15 protein-coding genes are annotated in these 16,030 nt (G+C 65.3%); 9 read left to right on the forward strand and 6 right to left on the reverse strand.

Annotated features, from left to right (window positions below; genetic code table 11):
* Positions 1 to 9: 9 nt before the first annotated feature.
* The 6 genes from ACQPZ2_RS41895 to ACQPZ2_RS41920 all read left to right on the forward strand — a co-directional run bounded on the left by ACQPZ2_RS41895 (position 10) and on the right by ACQPZ2_RS41920 (position 5,983).
* Entirely contained in the window at positions 10 to 1,155 is a 1,146-nt protein-coding gene (locus ACQPZ2_RS41895) for a cytochrome P450 (protein ID WP_433523390.1), read from the forward strand.
* Entirely contained in the window at positions 1,149 to 2,051 is a 903-nt protein-coding gene (locus ACQPZ2_RS41900) for an SMP-30/gluconolactonase/LRE family protein (protein ID WP_433523391.1), read from the forward strand. The genes ACQPZ2_RS41895 and ACQPZ2_RS41900 overlap by 7 nt, the downstream gene beginning before the upstream one ends.
* Positions 2,052 to 2,088: 37 nt before the next feature.
* On the forward strand, positions 2,089 to 3,198 hold the full coding sequence (locus ACQPZ2_RS41905) for a cytochrome P450 (RefSeq protein ID WP_433527669.1): 1,110 nt from the start codon (positions 2,089 to 2,091) through the stop codon (positions 3,196 to 3,198).
* 71 nt (positions 3,199 to 3,269) lie between these two features.
* Complete coding sequence (locus ACQPZ2_RS41910; RefSeq protein ID WP_433523392.1) at positions 3,270 to 4,061, forward strand: alpha/beta fold hydrolase; 792 nt, start codon at positions 3,270 to 3,272, stop codon at positions 4,059 to 4,061.
* Between the two features lie 189 nt (positions 4,062 to 4,250).
* Positions 4,251 to 5,225, forward strand: a complete 975-nt coding sequence (locus ACQPZ2_RS41915) for a hypothetical protein (RefSeq protein WP_433523393.1) — start codon at positions 4,251 to 4,253, stop codon at positions 5,223 to 5,225.
* A complete protein-coding gene (locus tag ACQPZ2_RS41920) occupies positions 5,222 to 5,983 on the forward strand; it encodes an SDR family NAD(P)-dependent oxidoreductase (protein ID WP_433523394.1) in 762 nt (253 codons plus the stop codon). Before ACQPZ2_RS41915 ends, ACQPZ2_RS41920 begins: the two co-directional genes overlap by 4 nt.
* Here the strand turns inward: ACQPZ2_RS41920 and ACQPZ2_RS41925 are convergent.
* Complete coding sequence (locus tag ACQPZ2_RS41925; protein WP_433523395.1) at positions 5,956 to 6,570, reverse strand: TetR family transcriptional regulator; 615 nt, start codon at positions 6,568 to 6,570, stop codon at positions 5,956 to 5,958. The genes ACQPZ2_RS41920 and ACQPZ2_RS41925 overlap by 28 nt on opposite strands.
* A 100-nt stretch (positions 6,571 to 6,670) precedes the next feature.
* Between ACQPZ2_RS41925 and ACQPZ2_RS41930 the strand changes: the two genes are divergently transcribed.
* Positions 6,671 to 7,852 carry an FAD-dependent oxidoreductase gene (locus ACQPZ2_RS41930; RefSeq protein WP_433523396.1) on the forward strand — a complete coding sequence of 394 codons (1,182 nt, stop codon included), beginning with the start codon at positions 6,671 to 6,673 and terminating at the stop codon, positions 7,850 to 7,852.
* Positions 7,853 to 7,893: 41 nt separating this feature from the next.
* Here ACQPZ2_RS41930 and ACQPZ2_RS41935 read toward each other — a convergent pair whose 3' ends face one another.
* Together ACQPZ2_RS41935 and ACQPZ2_RS41940 are read right to left on the reverse strand one after the other, a co-directional pair.
* The gene (locus ACQPZ2_RS41935; protein ID WP_433527670.1) at positions 7,894 to 8,724 is read right to left on the reverse strand and encodes a thioesterase family protein; all 831 of its coding nucleotides are present in this window, start codon (positions 8,722 to 8,724) and stop codon (positions 7,894 to 7,896) included.
* 7 nt (positions 8,725 to 8,731) lie between these two features.
* Positions 8,732 to 10,381: an acyl-CoA synthetase gene (locus tag ACQPZ2_RS41940; RefSeq protein WP_063046681.1), complete on the reverse strand. Its 1,650-nt coding sequence runs from the start codon at positions 10,379 to 10,381 to the stop codon at positions 8,732 to 8,734.
* A gap of 85 nt (positions 10,382 to 10,466) precedes the next feature.
* Between ACQPZ2_RS41940 and ACQPZ2_RS41945 the strand changes: the two genes are divergently transcribed.
* Entirely contained in the window at positions 10,467 to 11,243 is a 777-nt protein-coding gene (locus ACQPZ2_RS41945; protein WP_063046682.1) for a crotonase/enoyl-CoA hydratase family protein, read from the forward strand.
* A 68-nt stretch (positions 11,244 to 11,311) separates the two neighbouring features.
* Here ACQPZ2_RS41945 and ACQPZ2_RS41950 read toward each other — a convergent pair whose 3' ends face one another.
* Positions 11,312 to 11,728 (reverse strand): VOC family protein, encoded by a 417-nt coding sequence (locus ACQPZ2_RS41950; RefSeq protein ID WP_433523397.1) that lies wholly within the window; start codon positions 11,726 to 11,728, stop codon positions 11,312 to 11,314.
* A 184-nt stretch (positions 11,729 to 11,912) separates the two neighbouring features.
* On the opposite strand from ACQPZ2_RS41950, the gene ACQPZ2_RS41955 reads away from it, so the two are divergent.
* Positions 11,913 to 12,902: a sigma-70 family RNA polymerase sigma factor gene (locus ACQPZ2_RS41955; RefSeq protein ID WP_433523398.1), complete on the forward strand. Its 990-nt coding sequence runs from the start codon at positions 11,913 to 11,915 to the stop codon at positions 12,900 to 12,902.
* A 460-nt stretch (positions 12,903 to 13,362) separates the two neighbouring features.
* Here ACQPZ2_RS41955 and ACQPZ2_RS41960 read toward each other — a convergent pair whose 3' ends face one another.
* On the reverse strand, positions 13,363 to 14,892 hold the full coding sequence (locus ACQPZ2_RS41960) for an acyl-CoA synthetase (protein WP_433527671.1): 1,530 nt from the start codon (positions 14,890 to 14,892) through the stop codon (positions 13,363 to 13,365).
* 85 nt (positions 14,893 to 14,977) lie between these two features.
* A complete protein-coding gene (locus ACQPZ2_RS41965) occupies positions 14,978 to 16,015 on the reverse strand; it encodes an LLM class F420-dependent oxidoreductase (protein ID WP_433523399.1) in 1,038 nt (345 codons plus the stop codon).
* Positions 16,016 to 16,030: the final 15 nt, after the last annotated feature.

Genomic DNA, 16,030 nt, shown 5'->3' on the forward strand with positions numbered 1-16,030 from the left:
GAGTGAGCCATGACCACCGACTCATCGGAACTCGCATGCCCCTTCACCGGAACCGACGCCGCACCCAGCTCGATCAGCCGCGTCCGCACGGCGACGGGCGACGAGGCCTGGAAGGTCTGCGGCTATCACAAGGTGAAAGAGCTGTTCACCGATGTCCGTCTGGGCCGTTCCCATCCGACGCCGGAGACGGCGGCACGGTCGTCGGAGTCGGTGTTCTTCGGCCGCCCGTTCGGGAACTTCGAGACCGAACCCGCCGATAACGCGCGGATGCGCGGACTGCTGAATCCGCTGTTCTCGGCCAAGCGGATGCGCGAACTCACGCCGCGGGTGGCCGCGTTCACCACGCAACTGCTCGACGATATGGCCGGAAAGGGCTCGCCCGCCGACCTGCACAAGGCCTTCGCCGAACCGCTGCCGCTGCTGGTCATCAGCGAACTACTCGGTGTCCCCTACGAGGATCGCGCGCAGTTCCGGATCTGGAGCGAGGCGCTGTTCGACACCAGCGACGGCGCGAAGTCGGGACAGGCCGGAGCCGAATGGTTCCTGTACTGCAAGTCGCTGGTCGAACGGCTGCGCAGGGAACCGGGCGAGGGCGTGATCGCCAAGCTGTGCGAGGTGCCGGACCTGGCCGACGATGCCATCGCGACGCTGGCCATGGGCTTGCTCTTGGCCGGGCATGAGACCACCGTCGTCGAAATCGGCCTGTGCACCGTGCAATTGCTGCGGAATCCGGCGCAGTGGCAGCAGCTGGTCGACCAGCCGGAGCTGGTGCCCGCCGCGATCGAGGAACTGCTGCGCGTACACGACTCCACCGCCTTCGCCCGCTATGCGCGCACCGATATGGAGATCGACGGCGTCGCCGTCCGGACGGGCGATCTGGTGCTGCTGGACGTCGATTCGGCCAACCACGATCCGGAGATCTTCACCAATGCGCGCCAACTCGACGTGACCCGCTCGGAGGGGCAGCATCTGGCGTTCGGCTACGGCCTGCACTACTGCACCGGTGCGCCGCTGGCTCGCATCGAATTGCAGGTCGCCTTCGGTCAGCTGATATCTCGCTTCCCGACACTGCACCTGACGGTCGACCCGGACCAGTTGCAAGTGCGCGAGAACGTTGTCACCAAGGGCCTGACCTCGTTGCCCGTCGCATGGTGAACGCGATAGGGGTCGGCACCGCGATCGCCTGCGCGCTCGTCGGCGTGATTCCGGTTTCGGCCGCGGCCGAATCGGTTTCGTGCGCAACAGCCACCGCCACGATTGCCGCGGCCGCTGTCGTTCGGGATGACGACTGGGCCGAAGGGCTGGCCTATGACGCGCGCGGTGACCTATGGGTCTCGCGGGTGCGACGCAACGAAGTGGTTCGCTATGACCCGTCCGGCCGCGTTACCGCCAAGGTCGCGGTCGCGTATCCCGGTGCGCTGAAACTCGGCCCGGACCAGCTGATCTACGTGACCTACGGCAACTTCCCGACCAATCTGGTACCCGGCTCGACCGGTGGCGGCGTCGTCCGCATTGATCCCACAGCCGAGACGCCGCGGGCCGAGATCTTCGCCTCCGGTCTGGGTATGGCCAATGGCGCCGCATTCGATACCGCGGGAAACCTTTTCGTCGCCGACACCTCGACCGGCGTTGTCCGGATCCGGCCGGACGGCAGCGTCGACGCCGAATGGTCCGACCGGGCAAAGCATTTCGGCGCCGACGGCATTCTGGTCGACGGTGACGCGCTCTACGTCACGCTGTATCTCAGCCCGAACGGCCGCATCCTGCGCATCCCGCTCGACGATCCCTCGCACGCCACCGTCGTCGCGGATCTGGCCGCCGGACCCGGCGCGCCTCCGCTTCCCGACGATCTCGCCATCGGCCCGGACGGCATGCTCTACGACGCCACCACCTCGGGCCGACTCGTCCGCATCAATCCGGCGGATCACTCGACATGCACCGTCCTGACGGGTGAGCCGATGACCTCGATCGTCGTATCACGGAGCGCCGAAAGGGAATTCGTCGTCGGCACTGCCAGCGGCAACCTGCTGCGAGTGCGCTTGCCCGAATGAGTCCGACCCGAGAACTACGTAAGGAGTGACTGTGGACATGGGCTGCCCCGGCACAGGTGAAACCATCCAGCGGACGCGCACCGCGCTCGGCCATGAAGGCTGGTTGGCCACCAGCTACACGCAAGTGCGGACACTGTTCGCCGATCCGCGCCTCGGCCGTACCCATCCCACGCCGGAAACCGCCGCGCGGGCTTCGGATTCGATGTTCTTCGGCGGCCCGCTCGGCAATTTCGAGACCGAACCCGCCGATCAGGCCCGGCTGCGCGAGTTGGTGGTGCCGTTCTTCTCGCCGCGGCGGATGCGCGACTTGCGGCCCAGAGTGGAAGAGCTCACCACGCGGTTGTTCGACGAGATGTCCGCGCAGGGCTCCCCCGCCGACCTGCACACCGCTGTGGCGCTGCCGCTGCCGCTATTGGTCATCTGCGAACTGCTCGGTGTGCCCTACGCCGACCGCGATCGGTTCCGCGCCTGGACCGAGGCCCTCGGCGAGCAGCAGGACGCCGTGAAGGTGCAGCAGGGTGTCGCCGGATTGTTCGAGTACTTCATGGCATTGGTCCAACGCAAACGGCACGACCAGGCCGATGACGTGCTGTCGCATCTGTGCGCCCGAGACGATCTGTCCGATCAGGGCATTGCCACGCTCGGCCTCGGTTTGTTGTTCGGCGGGCACGAGACCACGGTGGTCCAGATCGGGGTCGGCGCCAAACGACTACTGGAAAACCTCGACCAATGGCAGGCCCTGGTCGACGACCCCGAACTGGTGCCGACCGCGATCGAAGAACTGCTCCGGACCGCGGATGCCACTCGGATGCCCCGCTATGCGCGCACCGATATGGAGATCGACGGAAACGAGGTGCACACCGGCGATCTCGTCCTGCTGGATCTGACCGCGGCAAACCATGATCCGACGGTCTTCACCGATCCCGACCGCGTCGACGTGGCCCGAAAGGACGGCTCCCATGTGACCTTCGGCTACGGTGCGCGGCACTGCATCGGCGCACCGCTGGCCCGCATCGAATTGCACACTGTATTCACCCAATTGGTGACCCGGTTCCCGACCATGCGCCTGGCCGTCGACCCTGCCGAGGTGCCGATGCGCACCAGCAGCTTCACCGGCGGTGTCGAGGAGTTGCCCGTGATGTGGTGAAAACCGTTGGTATAACCGGTTCTTGTTAGGCTGCTCCCTTTCGGGGGACGCAGTCTGACAGGAGCACGGTTATGCCCTTCGTAACCTCCGCCGGCGCGAATGTGCACTTCGTCGACAGCGGAGGATCCGGGCCCGCGGTGGTGCTCGGGCACGCCTTCTTCATGGATCACGAAATGTTCGCGAACCAGATTGCCGCACTTGCCCCGGAATACCGCGTGATCTCGATCGATGCGCGCGGCCACGGACTGACCGAACACGACGACGGCGCATACAGTTTCTGGGATCTGGCCCGCGATGCCTGGTCGGTGGTCGACCACCTCGGCATCGACCGGGTGGTCGTCGGCGGTGTCGGGCAGGGCGGATTCACCGCACTGCGGATGGCCCTGCTGTGCCCGCCGCGAGTGGACGGCCTGATCCTGCTCGGCTGTTCGGCGCGGGCCTACAGCGACGTGCAGCGGGTCGGCTATCGCCAGGTCACCGATGCCTGGATCGGGACCGGGCCACTGACCGTGATCGCGAAGATGGTGGCGGGCTTGATCATCGGCGGTGATCGGTCCGATCATCAACCGTGGCTGGCCAAATGGTTGAGCGGTGATCGGGAACGGGTCGCCGCCGCGGCCGACTGTCTGATCAATGTGGACGACATCTCCGATCTCATCGGCGACATCACCTGCCCCGCACTCTTGGTGCGCGGCGCCTCCGATCCGGCCTTCGATCACGATGCCGTGGATTTACTGACAAAGGGACTCGGTGGTCCCGCGGAATTCCATACCATCGAGGGCGCAGCGCACACACCGAATCTCACGCATGCGTGTGAAATCGACCAGCTGATGCTGCAATTCCTCGGGCGACTCGGCCGGTAGTACTACCGATCAGGGGTACTACCGGCCAGGGGGTGGCCGATGCCTGGTCCGGGGAAACTCTTGCCCACAGGGACGCCCGCTTGATGTATTCGATACGGCGGCGCCGCCAATTCCGTTCCGGTCGAACGTGATTCACAGATACGCAGTGGGTGTCGCCATGGTGCGCCCCCGGCGTGGGTAGGACATGCAATGAGGGTTTCTTTTCTGTTCGGTGGACAGGTCAGCCTGACCGCCGAAGTCATCGATGAATTCTGCGAGCGGTGCCCGTCCATCGCACTCGCCTACGAAGAAGCCGCCGCGGTGACCGGATTATCGGTGGACCGACTGCGCGCGCGGGAATCGGCCGCGGAAATGGCGAGCGAACCGGAGGATCGGCACAGCCTCGGCGCATTGCGTCAGGCCGCATTCGCACTCGGTCTCGCCGAGGACCTGGCCGCGCGCGGTTTCGAGCCGGAGGCCGCCGGTGGCCTGAGCCTGGGCGCGCTGATCAGTACCTGTGTGGCCGGAGCCGTGGAGCGGCACGAATTGTTCGGCATGCTGCATCACCGCCGGCTCGTGCCGGAATTGCCGGAAGGTGTTGCCGCACAGGGGATGGGCCTGATGTACACGCCGATCGAGGACGATCCGGCGAACTATTACGGTGCACGCCGCCCCGGTGTGCATCTGGCCGTCGACACCGGCCCGATCGATGACGTGCACCGATCATTTGTCATCTCGGGTTATCTCACGGCACTGCAAGAGATCCTGGCCGAAATCGAGGCGTCCTCGGATACCCGCCAAATGTTCGTACTGGATGCGTACCAGGGTGCGTTCCATTCGCCGCTGCAACAGCATGCCGCGGATTTCATGCGCGGTTTCGTCGACGATATGACCTTCCGCGATCCGAAATTCCCGGTCTGCTCACCGGTCCGGCAGCGCAGTTTGACCACGGCCGACGATGTTCGCGATTTTGTGCTGCACAACAACTTGCAGTCGGCCCGCTACGAGCCGCTGATCCAGGAAATGGATCGCATCGGCATCCGCGGTGGCCTGATCCTCGGCCCCGGCCTGCCACAGCCCGCAGATCGGCCCTTTCCGGTCGAATTGATCGCCGAGCCGATCGATCTCGACCGGCTGCCCCAGATAGCGCAGTTGCTGGCCGAACGGGATGTACAGAGCGTATGAAACGTTTCACGCAACGCCGAGTGCTCGTGACGGGCGCGGGTTCCGGCATCGGCCGGGCCATCGTCTTGCGGCTGCTCGAGGAGGGAGCGGAGGTGGTCGGCGTGAGCAGAACCGGCGACGGCCTCGCCAAGACCGCTCAGCTCGCCATGGATCAGGGCTCGGGCGACCGGCTCACCGTCGCGTCGCTCGATATCGCGGACGAGGCCGCTGTCGAGCAGATGGTGCCCGGGCTGATAGCCGATGGCCTGGATGTGCTGGTGAATGCCGCTGGGATCGTGCGCATGTCGCATACCCACGAGACCACCACCGAGCTGTGGAATACCGTCCTCGGCACCAATCTGACCGGAACATTCCTGGTGACTCGGACCGCCCTGCCCGCACTACTGGAGTCCGGGCGCGGGGTGGTGGTCAATATCAGCTCTAATGCCGCGTCCTATGCCGCGCCGTATCGCGCGGCGTACGCGGCGAGCAAAGGCGGACTGGAGGCCTTCACCCGGGTGCTGGCGCTGGAGTACAGCAAGCGGAATCTGCGCGCGGTCTGCGTCTCGCCCGGCGGCATCGAGACGGCCATGACCTACAGCCTGCTCGAGGTGCCACCGGATATCGATCCGGCCCTGATGAGCAAGATGGCTCCGGCCATCGGGCCACTGCTCGGATCGCCCGAGACGGTCGCCGGTGTGGTCGCGATGGTCGCTTCCGCCGACGGCGAATTCATCACGGGTACAACGATTCACGTCGACGGTGGCGCGCACGTATAGGCACTGATCGGCTCGGATGTCAGGTAGCGCTGCAAAGTCGGTGCGATATCGGCGATGATCTGCTCGTGCGTCAGGCCGACCACCGGCGGCAGCTCGAGCACGTAGCGGCACAGCGCGAGCCCGAGCAACTGGGTGACGATCAAACCCCCGCGGCGCTGCGCGTCGGCCGGATCGCCGAAGCGCAGCACCGCGGGCAGCACCTGTTCGGCGAAGATCTGCCGAAAGCGTTGGCTCACACCCTCATCGGTGATGGACGAGCGCAGCAAGATCACCAGCACCTTGTTGTCGGACTGGTCCTCCCAGACCGCCAGGAATCGGCGAACCAGCAACTCCCCCAGGGCATCCGGATCGGCCGCGGCGAGATCCGGCAGGTCGAGGCGCACATCGACCGCCGCGGCGAAAAGCCCGTCCTTACTGCCGAAGTAGCGCATCACCATCGACGGATCGATCGCGGCATCGGCGGCGATGGCGCGAATGGTCGCCTTGCGAAATCCTTCGGCGGCGAAGCGGGCGCGCGCGGCCGCCAGGATGGCCGCGCGGGTGGCATCGGAGCGACGCGCAGGCGGTTGATCAGGCTCGATACTCATGCCAACAAGTGTAGGCCAACAACTGTTGACTTTCGCAAGCGACTCACGCTACGGTTATGCCAACAAGCGTTGGCCTACAGATGTTGACCTAGGAGTTCCGATGAACACCACCCCGCTGCCGGAGACCACTTCCGTCGTTGTCATCGGGGCCGGTCCGGCCGGACTGACCACCGCGATCACCCTGGCCGACGCCGGTATCGACTTCGTTCTGCTGGACCGGCTCACCGAGGGTGCGAACACCTCGCGCGCCGCGGTGGTTCACGCAAGGACCCTGGAGGTGCTGCGGGAACTGGGCATCGCCGAGGAACTCGTGGACCGCGGCATCGTGGTGCCGACCTTCCGAGTGCTGGACGGCAACCGCACACTGGCGACAGTGCCGTTCGGCGGACTGCCCACCGAGTACCCGTACACGCTGATGGTTCCGCAGGACACCACCGAGGCCGTACTGCTCGCACGGTTGCGCAAGGCGGGCGGGGATGTGCACCGGCCCTACCGGATCACCGGGGTCGTCGATGAAAACGACTGCGTAACAGTCGAATACGTCGACAGCGCGGGCGCGACCGGCACGATCCGCGCGGACTATGTGGTCGGCGCGGACGGTATGCACAGCGTCGTCCGTGAGCAGGCGGGCATCGGCTTCACCGGCGACACCTACCCGGAATCCTTCGTCCTCGCCGATGTCCGGATGGACTGGCCGATCGCGCGCGACGAAGTGGCACTGCACCTTTCGCCGGAGGGCGTGACGGTGGTCGCGCCGCTGCCGGACGAGACCGATCCGAATCGGTACCGGGTCGTCGCGACCGTCGACGAGGCACCCGAGCACCCGGCTATCGAGGATATTCAGACCATCCTGGACACCCGCGGCCCCGGCGGCAGCGTGAAAGTCCGTGAGGTGCTGTGGAGCTCGCGCTTCCGGGTGCACCACCGCGTCGCGGATCACTACCGCGCGGGTCGTCTGCTGCTGGCCGGCGATGCCGCACATGTGCACAGCCCGGCGGGCGGACAAGGCATGAACACCGGCATCCAGGATGCGGCTTTCCTCGGTCCGCTGCTGGCCCGGGTCGTAGGCGGCGAGCCCGACGCCATACTCGACGCCTACGAAACCACCCGTCGCCCAGTGGCTCTCGGTGTCGTCGCCTTCACCGATCGGATGACGAAGATGGCCACCTTGCGACCGCTCCCGGCACGCATCGTCCGCAATACCGTTATGACAATGGCGACCAGCGTCCCGGCGGTCCGGAACAAGCTGGCATTCCGCCTCGCGGAACTCGCCAACCGATAGTCCCCGCCTGAAGGGCCCGCCTGGCAAGTGCCCGGCGGGCCTTACCTATTCGCGGCCTCGATGTGGTCGACCCCATTGGAGAAATCGACCTGACGTTCGGCATTCGACAGCGCGGTCACCACACAGGTCCCGAACGATCCATGCCGATCGAACAGTATCGCGGTGCCCACCGCGACCCCCTCCGCGCTGATGTGCATATCGGCCTCGAGTCCGATTTCCGTGCCGACGGCGGGCCGCGCGAGTGCCAGTGTCAGATCCGTGTTGATGAATCCGATTCCGGCGCTGCCCCAATTGGTCATCATGCTGGTCCCCTCGCCGATGATGGTCGCACCGACGAATGCGGACGGCGTCTGCCCCTCGATCAACGACATCGGCACCTGCCAGGTCCGTTTGCGACTGCCGTTCTGATGTTCACCGATCCGCGTCGACCAGCCGTCGGCATGGGCATCGCTGCCCCACATCGGAGCACGGGGCAGATCCGTCGGCGGCGAGATCTCGACCGGCGGCGGCGCGGGTTGATCCTGCCGAGTCCACAGCTCCCCCGGCGGCTGTACCGACTTCTTCAAGAAGACCGCCGTCGCCCTGGCCACATCGACACCGTCCTGCATCAGCGCGGCATCCGCGACCCGGATCCGCCGCCCGTCGCGCACCGATTCGGTGACCACCTGGACCGGTTGCCTGCGCGTCGGCCGGAACAGGTCGACGGTCAGCCTGGCGGGCACGAATCCGTCCCGACCGTGTTCACGTTCGAGCGCCTGCGCCAGCAGTCCACAGATGGCGGGACCGTTGATCATATCCGGCGACCAGGCACTTGCGGCGAACGGCAACGGCTCGAAGCCGAGTGCGGTCTCCTCGAAAAACCCCAGGCGAATAGCCAATTTACTTGCTGCTCGCCTCGATGTGCTCGTCGGCCGGACGCTCCTCGGTTTGCGCCTTGGCCCAACGGTAATCGGGCTTGCCCGCCGGATTGCGCTTGATCTGATCGACGAACCACACACTGCGCGGCAGCTTGTAGGGCGCGATCTCCTGGGTGAGCACCGGACGCAGTTCGTCGAGGGTGGGTCGCTTGTCGCCACGACACTGCACGACCGCCGCCACCCGCTGTCCCCACCGCTCGTCCGGAACGCCGACCACGAGCGCGTCGAAGATCTCGGGGTGGATCTTGAGCGCGCCCTCGACCTCCTCCGGATAGATCTTCTCGCCGCCGCTATTGATGCTCACCGAACCGCGACCGAGCATGGTGACGGTGCCGTCTTCCTCGACCCGGGCGTAGTCGCCGGGGATGGAGTAGCGAATTCCGTTGAACTCCTTGAACGTTGCCTTGGTCTTGGCCTCGTCCTTGTAGTAGCCGACCGGAATGTGGCCGCTGCGCGCGAGGAACCCGACCTGCCCGGAGCCCGGTGCCACCGGATTGCCCTGGTCGTCGAGCACCTGGGTGGCGGCATCGATCTTCACCCGCGGACCACCGGTGTGGTTGGCGCCCTTGGCGACAACGGCGAGACCGCCGAAGCCGGTCTCGGACGACCCGATGGAATCGGTGATCATCCGGTTCGGCAGGCGTTCCAGGAACTGGTCTTTGAGCGTCGGCGAGAACAGCGCCGCACTGCTGGCGATCAGGTAGAGGCTCGAAAGGTCGTACGGCTCACCGGTTTCCGGATTGCCCTCGGCGAGCGCGTCCATCATCGGCCGGGCCATGGCGTCACCGGTGATGAAGATGAGGTTGATCTTGTGCCGGTCGATGTGCTGCCACACGCCGTGTCCGGTGAACTCCGGAATCATCACGGCCTTACCGCCGTCGAACAGGCTGTGGAAGGTCGCGGTCTGTGAGCCGCCGTGGATCATCGGCGGAATCGGGAACCGGACCATCTGCGGATTGCCCGCACCGGTCTTGGCCTGATGCCATTCGTCCTCGACGTATTCGCCGGTGAGGAAGTTGATGCCGCCGCCGAGCACGCGCCACCAGTCCTCGTGCCGCCACATGACGCCCTTGGGCAAGCCGGTGGTGCCGCCGGTGTAGAGCATGAAGATGTCATCGGAGGAGCGCTCGCCGAAGTCGCGCTCACCGGAGGACTCGGCCAGCACCGTCTCGTATTCCACCGAATCGGCTGCGGTCGCAATAGTGCCGGTCGTATCGTCGTCCACGACGATGACCGTCTTCAGCAGGGGCGTATTCGGGCGAACCCCGGCCACCCGGTCGCTGTAGCGGCGCTCGTGGATCAGCGCGACCATATCCGAATTGTCGAAAATGTACTGCAACTCGTTCTCGACGTAACGGAAGTTCACGTTGATCATCACGGCGCGCGCCTTGAAGACCGCGACCATGGCCTCGACGGCCTCGACCGTGTTCCGCGAATAGATGCCCACCTTGTCACCCGGTTGGACACCCTGTTGCAGCAGGTAGTTTGCGAGTTTGTTGGCCCGCTCCTCCAGCTGCGCGTAAGTCACCTCGCGGCCGTCGTCGGCCAGCGCTACGCGGTCGGGCATCAGATCGATGGCGTGTTCGACTAGGTCCGCTATGTTGTAGCTCACAGAGCTAAAAATAGAACGTGTTACTGTTTCTGACAAGGCTGAATTTGACCCACCCCGGGCCCTGGAAAGTCAGGAGAATCTCCCAATGCCAGATTGCCTCGTCGAGAAGCGCGATCACGTCCTCATCGTCACCATGAATCGGCCCGAGGCCCGCAATGCCCTTTCGGCCGAGATGATGGCGATCATGCGCGACGCCTGGGACCAGGTGGACAACGATCCCGATATCCGGGTCGCGATCCTGACCGGTGCGGGCGGTGCTTTCTGTGCGGGCATGGACCTCAAGGCGATGACCGCACGGCACCCCGGCGACAACGCGAGCAGCTTCGATCCGACCAAATTGGAGGCGCTGCTCAAAGGCCGTCGACTCACCAAACCGCTGATCGCGGCGGTGGAGGGCCCGGCCATCGCCGGTGGCACCGAAATCCTGCAGGGCACCGATATCCGAGTGGCCGCCGAAGGCGCGAAATTCGGTGTATCCGAGGCGCGTTGGGGCCTGTTCCCACTCGGCGGCTCGGCCGTGCGGCTGGTCCGGCAGATTCCCTACACCGTCGCCGCCGACATTCTGCTGACCGGCAGGCACATCAGCGCCGGCGAGGCCAAGGAGATCGGGCTGATCGGGCATGTGGTCCCGGACGGCACCGCGTTGGACAAGGCACTCGAACTCGCCGCGCAGATCGCGGCCAACGGTCCCCTCGCGGTGCAGGCGATTCTGCGCACCATTCGGGAGACCGAGGCCATGCCGGAAGAGGACGCCTTCCAGATCGAGGCGAAGCTCGGCATGTCGGTCTTCCGGTCGGCCGATGCCAAGGAGGGCCCGAAGGCCTTCGCGGAGAAGCGCAAGCCCACCTTTACCGGCAGCTGAACTACGTTCGCGCCGAAGCAAGTCGAGTGGTGGCACCCGGGCCACCACTCGACCGGCATCGGCGTCGATCAGTTGCCGGGGTAGTCCATCCAGAAGGGCTCCCACTGGTGGCCATCCGGATCGATGAACGTGCGGCCGAACATGCCGACCTGGGCTTCCTGGGCGCGGCGATCCTCGTTGATTTCCTCGGTGGCGCCTGCTGCCAGGGCGGCATTGGTGAGTGCGTCGACCTCTTGTGCGCTGCCCAGGGACAACGCGTACGCGCCGCCGCTGGTCGCGATCGTGTCGGCGATCGGGCGCTTGCTGAAGTTCGCATAGAACTCCTTGGTCAGCAGCATGGCGCAGATGTTGTCGTCGATGACGATGCACGCGGCGTTCTCATCGGTGAAGTCCTGATTCACCTTCCAGCCGATCGCCTCGTAGAAGTTTCTGGACCGGCCCAGGTCCGCGACGGGGAGGTTGATGAAGATCATCTTGCTGGGCATGCGGGATCCCTTACGTCGGCGTTGGCGGTCTCTATGTAAAGACGGATCGACCGTGCGGAACTCATCGGTTCCGAGCACTGTGTGGCCGAACACATCTGTCGCACCGCAGTGATTGATCTTGAAGCCGCAGGTACAGGCGATTCGGGTCTCGAATGTGTCGGTGGGCTGTGGCAGGGTGACACCCATGAACGACTCCGTCGGCCTCACCCCGGACGTCCTCGAATCCTTCGAAGGACACCGGCGGGAACTGTGCGCCTACGCCTATCGCATGCTCGGCTCCTCCTTCGAAGCGGAGGATGCGGTGCAGGAGACCTTCACTCGTGCGTGGAAGTCCTACGGCTCGTTCGAGGGTCGCGCCAGCTTGAGGTCGTGGCTGTACAAGATCACCACCAATGTCTGCCTCGATATGCTCGACGGCCCGCAGCGCCGGGCCAGGCCGATGGATCTGTCCGGTCCATCGCGGCCGGATTCGCCGCTGCCGATGCCGCAACCGGATTACGTCTGGATCGAACCGATCCCGAACGCACTGGCCTTCGGATCGGATCCGGCCGAGCACGCCTCGGCCAAGGACACATTGCGGCTGGCGTTCGTCGCGGCCTGTCAGCATCTGCCCGCGACCCAGCGCGCCATCCTGATCATGCGCGAAGTGCTGCGGTTCTCGGCCAGTGAGACGGCCGAGGCACTCACCATGTCCCCCGCCTCGGTGAACAGCGCACTACAGCGCGCCAGGGCCACCATGTCGAAGGTGCAGCCGACTGCCACCGACACCTATGACGAAACCGATGACGATCAGCGCAAACTCGTCGACGATTTCGTCAAGGCCTTCGAGGCCTACGATATGGACACCCTGACCACCCTGCTGAAAACCGATGTGGCACTGTCCATGCCGCCGATCGAACTCTGGGTCTCGGGCCCCGAGAATGTGGCCGCTTTCATGCTCGGCCACGGCAAGGGCTGCCGCGATTCCCGCATGATCCGGTTGGCAGGCGCCAACGGTCTGCCCGCGTTCGGCCACTACAAGCCGAGCGAGACCGAGCCGGGCGTCTGGGTGCCGTGGTCCATCACGGTGCTGGAGTTGGACGGCGACTCGATCGCCGGACTCAACTTCTTCCTCGACACCGAAAAGCTGTTCCCGCTCTTCGGTTTGGCGCCGGAGCTGCGCGAAGCTGCCTGAACTGGTTTGGTGGTTCGGTTGAGGGCTCCGGGAGGGGAGGTCCGGGGTCGGGAGGGGAAGGTTCGAGACCCGGAGGCGAAGGCTTGGGAGGCAACGGACCGGGTCGAGAGGGTTGAATGAGGACTGGTGGGGAAAGTTGGGGTCGGCTCGGGGAGGGGTAGGCCGAGCCAGGAGATGCTGAGACCGACCCTGCGGACGCCTCGCTGATTTGGGTGCCGCGCACGTTTCGGCGCGCCGCGCGCGAATTCGCCGAGCGAACCAATGCGCGGCGCGCGAAAACATCAGCGGCACAAGAGGACTTGCAGCGAGACGAGGAAGACCGGACCAGACAGCGGATACCCGCGCGAACCAGGTACGCGCCCGGCCGTCCCGCACAACCTGTGAGCTTGTCGCATACGCAGTGACTGTCGCGCAGAAGCTATACGTTCTGAGCGACAGTCACTGGGTATGCGATAGCGCTCTAGGCCGGGATGTAGCGGTCGCGGAGTTTGCGCTTGTAGAGCTTGCCGTTGGGGTCGCGGGGGAGTTCGTCGAGGTAGTCGATGGAGCGGGGTATTTTGTATTTCGCCAATTGGGTTGCGGCGAAGGCCAATAGCTCGGCGGTGAGTTCGTCGTTGCCCTCGACACCCGCGACCGGCTGGACGACGGCCTTGACCTCCTGGCCCCAATCCGGATGGGGCAGACCGAAGACCGCGACATCCTCGACCTTCGGGTGGGTGGTCAGCACATTCTCGATCTCGGCCGGGTAGATGTTCACACCGCCGGACAGGATCAGATCGGAGCGGCGGTCGTGCAGGTAGAGGTAGCCGTCCTCGTCGAGGTGGCCGATATCGCCGACCGTGAAAAGGTCGCCGACCCTTGCCTCTTCGGTCTTCTCCTTGGCGTGGTGGTATTCGAAGCTGGACACGCCCATGCGCATGTAGACCAGACCGGTCTCACCCGCGGGAACTTCGGAACCGTCTTCCTCGCTCAGCACCTTGATCACCGACCAGGGCCAGGCCTTGCCGACCGAGCCGGGCTTCGTGAGCCATTCGGTCCCGTTGATCACCGTGCCGCCGCCCTCGGTGGCCGCGTAGTACTCGGTGACCGTCGGGCCCCACCACTCCAGCATCTGCCGCTTGGTCTCGGCCGGGCACGGCGCCGCGCCGTGCACCATGCTGCGCAGCGACGAAACGTCATACTTGGCGCGCACATCCGCGGGCAGCGCGAGCAGGCGGTGGAATTGGGTCGGCACCATATGGCTGTGGGTGACCCGGTGCTTGTCGATGAGCCGCAGCATTTCCTCGGCGTCCCAGCGATCCATCAGAACGACCTTGTGCCCCAACTGGATCGAGATCGTCGCGAAGTTCAGCACGGCGGTGTGGTACAGCGGCGAACCACAGATGTGCACGTGATCGTCGTAGGGCTTCAGCCCGAACAGGCCGAAGAAGGCGGGCGAATGCGGCGGTACGACATCGGGGTCGGTACCGGTGAGCGGACGCCGAACACCCTTGGGCCGCCCCGTAGTTCCCGAGGTGTAGAGCATCGGCGCGCCGGTGGTCCGGTTATCGGGGCGACCGGTATCGGCGGCACCCAGCCACGACACCGATTTGAAGCCCTCGATCTCGCCGACCGCGAAGCGCGCGGTGGCGGGCAGCCCGGCCTCATCCGCGGCGGCGATCGCGGCGGCGGCGAACCGATCACTCGCGATGAACGCCTTGGCCTCGCTGTCGCCGAGGATGTAGGCGACCTCCGGACCGGTCAGATGCCAGTTCACCGCGACGATGTACAGCCCGGCCTGATAGGCCGCGAAGTAGGCGGCGACCGCCTCGACACAGTTGTGCACCATGCTGACCAGCACGTCGCCGGGCTGCAGGCCGAGCGCCCGCAGTCCGGTGCCGTAGCGGTTTGCGAGCGTGGCCAATTCGCGATAGCTCACCTCGCGGCCGGATGGATCCACCAGTGCGATCCGATCGGGTTCCGCGTTCGCGATGTTCCAGAGACCGAGAATTTCTACTGACTCCCTCGGGGGATGGTGAGGAGGCGGAGCCGACGGGGTGGGTGAATCAGTCACCCCTACGAATCTAGAACGTGTTCTACATCTGTACAAGGGGTGCGAGCCGATGCAATTGCTCGAAATCTGGAACCGACACCAGCATCTCGGTGACGCCCGCGGCTTCCCACACGCCGAGTTGCTTACGCACATGCTCCTCGTCGCCGATGATCGATGTATCCAAAATCAGCTCATCCGGCACCATGGCGGCGGCCTCGGCCTTCTTCCCGGATTGGAACAGCCTGCCGATCTCGTCGACCTCGCGCTCATAGCCCATCCGCCGGTAGACCTGGGCGTGGAAATTCAGTTCGGGTGCGCCCATGCCGCCGATGTAGAGCGCCATGATCCAGCGCATCCGCTCCAACTCGCTCTTCGGATCGTCGGTGATCACCACCTGACAGCTCGCGGCGATCTCGAAATCCGCCCGCGAACGCCGTGCGCCGACCCTCGCGAAGCCCTCGTCGAGCCAGTCGTTGTACATCCCGGCCAGCCGCGGCGCGTAGTAGATCGCCAGCCAGCCGTCGGCGATCTCAGCCGTCAGCGCCACATTCTTCGGCCCCTCCGCACCCAGCCAGATCGGCAAATCCGCTCGTAGCGGATGCACTATCGGCTTGAGCGGCTTGCCGAGTCCAGTCGCACCCGGTCCGGTGTAGGGCAGCGGGTACTGCGGCCCGTCATTGGTGACCGGCGCCTGCCGCTCCAGAATGCGGCGAATGATGCCGACGTACTCCCTGGTGCGCTGCAACGGCTTGGCGAACGGCTGTCCGTACCAGCCCTCCACTACCTGCGGACCCGAAACGCCGAGCCCGAGGATCGCCCGGCCGCCGCTGAGATGGTCCAGCGTCAGTGCGTGCATGGCCGTCGCGGCGGGCGTGCGCGCCGACATCTGCACCACCGAGGTGCCCAGCCGCACCCGATTCGTCGACGAGCCCCACCACATCAGCGGCCCGAAGGCATCCGATCCCCAGGATTCGGCCGCGAAGACCGCGTCGAAACCGGCCGCTTCGGCGGCGACCACCATCTCACCGGCATTCTGTGGCGGCTGCGCCATCCAGTACCCGAGTTGCAATCCGAACTTCATGGGAGACCTCTTTCC

This window comes from Nocardia pseudovaccinii, from assembly GCF_050942345.1.
GTDB lineage: Bacteria > Actinomycetota > Actinomycetes > Mycobacteriales > Mycobacteriaceae > Nocardia > Nocardia pseudovaccinii.

Coding starts and splice junctions, on each gene's coding strand:
- ACQPZ2_RS41955 (WP_433523398.1), top strand. CDS start 11,913: ATGAACGACTCCGTCGGCCTCACCCCGGACGTCCTCGAATCCTTCGAA.
- ACQPZ2_RS41905 (WP_433527669.1), top strand. CDS start 2,089: ATGGGCTGCCCCGGCACAGGTGAAACCATCCAGCGGACGCGCACCGCG.
- ACQPZ2_RS41950 (WP_433523397.1), bottom strand. CDS start 11,728: ATGCCCAGCAAGATGATCTTCATCAACCTCCCCGTCGCGGACCTGGGC.
- ACQPZ2_RS41920 (WP_433523394.1), top strand. CDS start 5,222: ATGAAACGTTTCACGCAACGCCGAGTGCTCGTGACGGGCGCGGGTTCC.
- ACQPZ2_RS41945 (WP_063046682.1), top strand. CDS start 10,467: ATGCCAGATTGCCTCGTCGAGAAGCGCGATCACGTCCTCATCGTCACC.
- ACQPZ2_RS41895 (WP_433523390.1), top strand. CDS start 10: ATGACCACCGACTCATCGGAACTCGCATGCCCCTTCACCGGAACCGAC.
- ACQPZ2_RS41915 (WP_433523393.1), top strand. CDS start 4,251: ATGAGGGTTTCTTTTCTGTTCGGTGGACAGGTCAGCCTGACCGCCGAA.
- ACQPZ2_RS41930 (WP_433523396.1), top strand. CDS start 6,671: ATGAACACCACCCCGCTGCCGGAGACCACTTCCGTCGTTGTCATCGGG.
- ACQPZ2_RS41910 (WP_433523392.1), top strand. CDS start 3,270: ATGCCCTTCGTAACCTCCGCCGGCGCGAATGTGCACTTCGTCGACAGC.
- ACQPZ2_RS41925 (WP_433523395.1), bottom strand. CDS start 6,570: ATGAGTATCGAGCCTGATCAACCGCCTGCGCGTCGCTCCGATGCCACC.
- ACQPZ2_RS41900 (WP_433523391.1), top strand. CDS start 1,149: ATGGTGAACGCGATAGGGGTCGGCACCGCGATCGCCTGCGCGCTCGTC.
- ACQPZ2_RS41965 (WP_433523399.1), bottom strand. CDS start 16,015: ATGAAGTTCGGATTGCAACTCGGGTACTGGATGGCGCAGCCGCCACAG.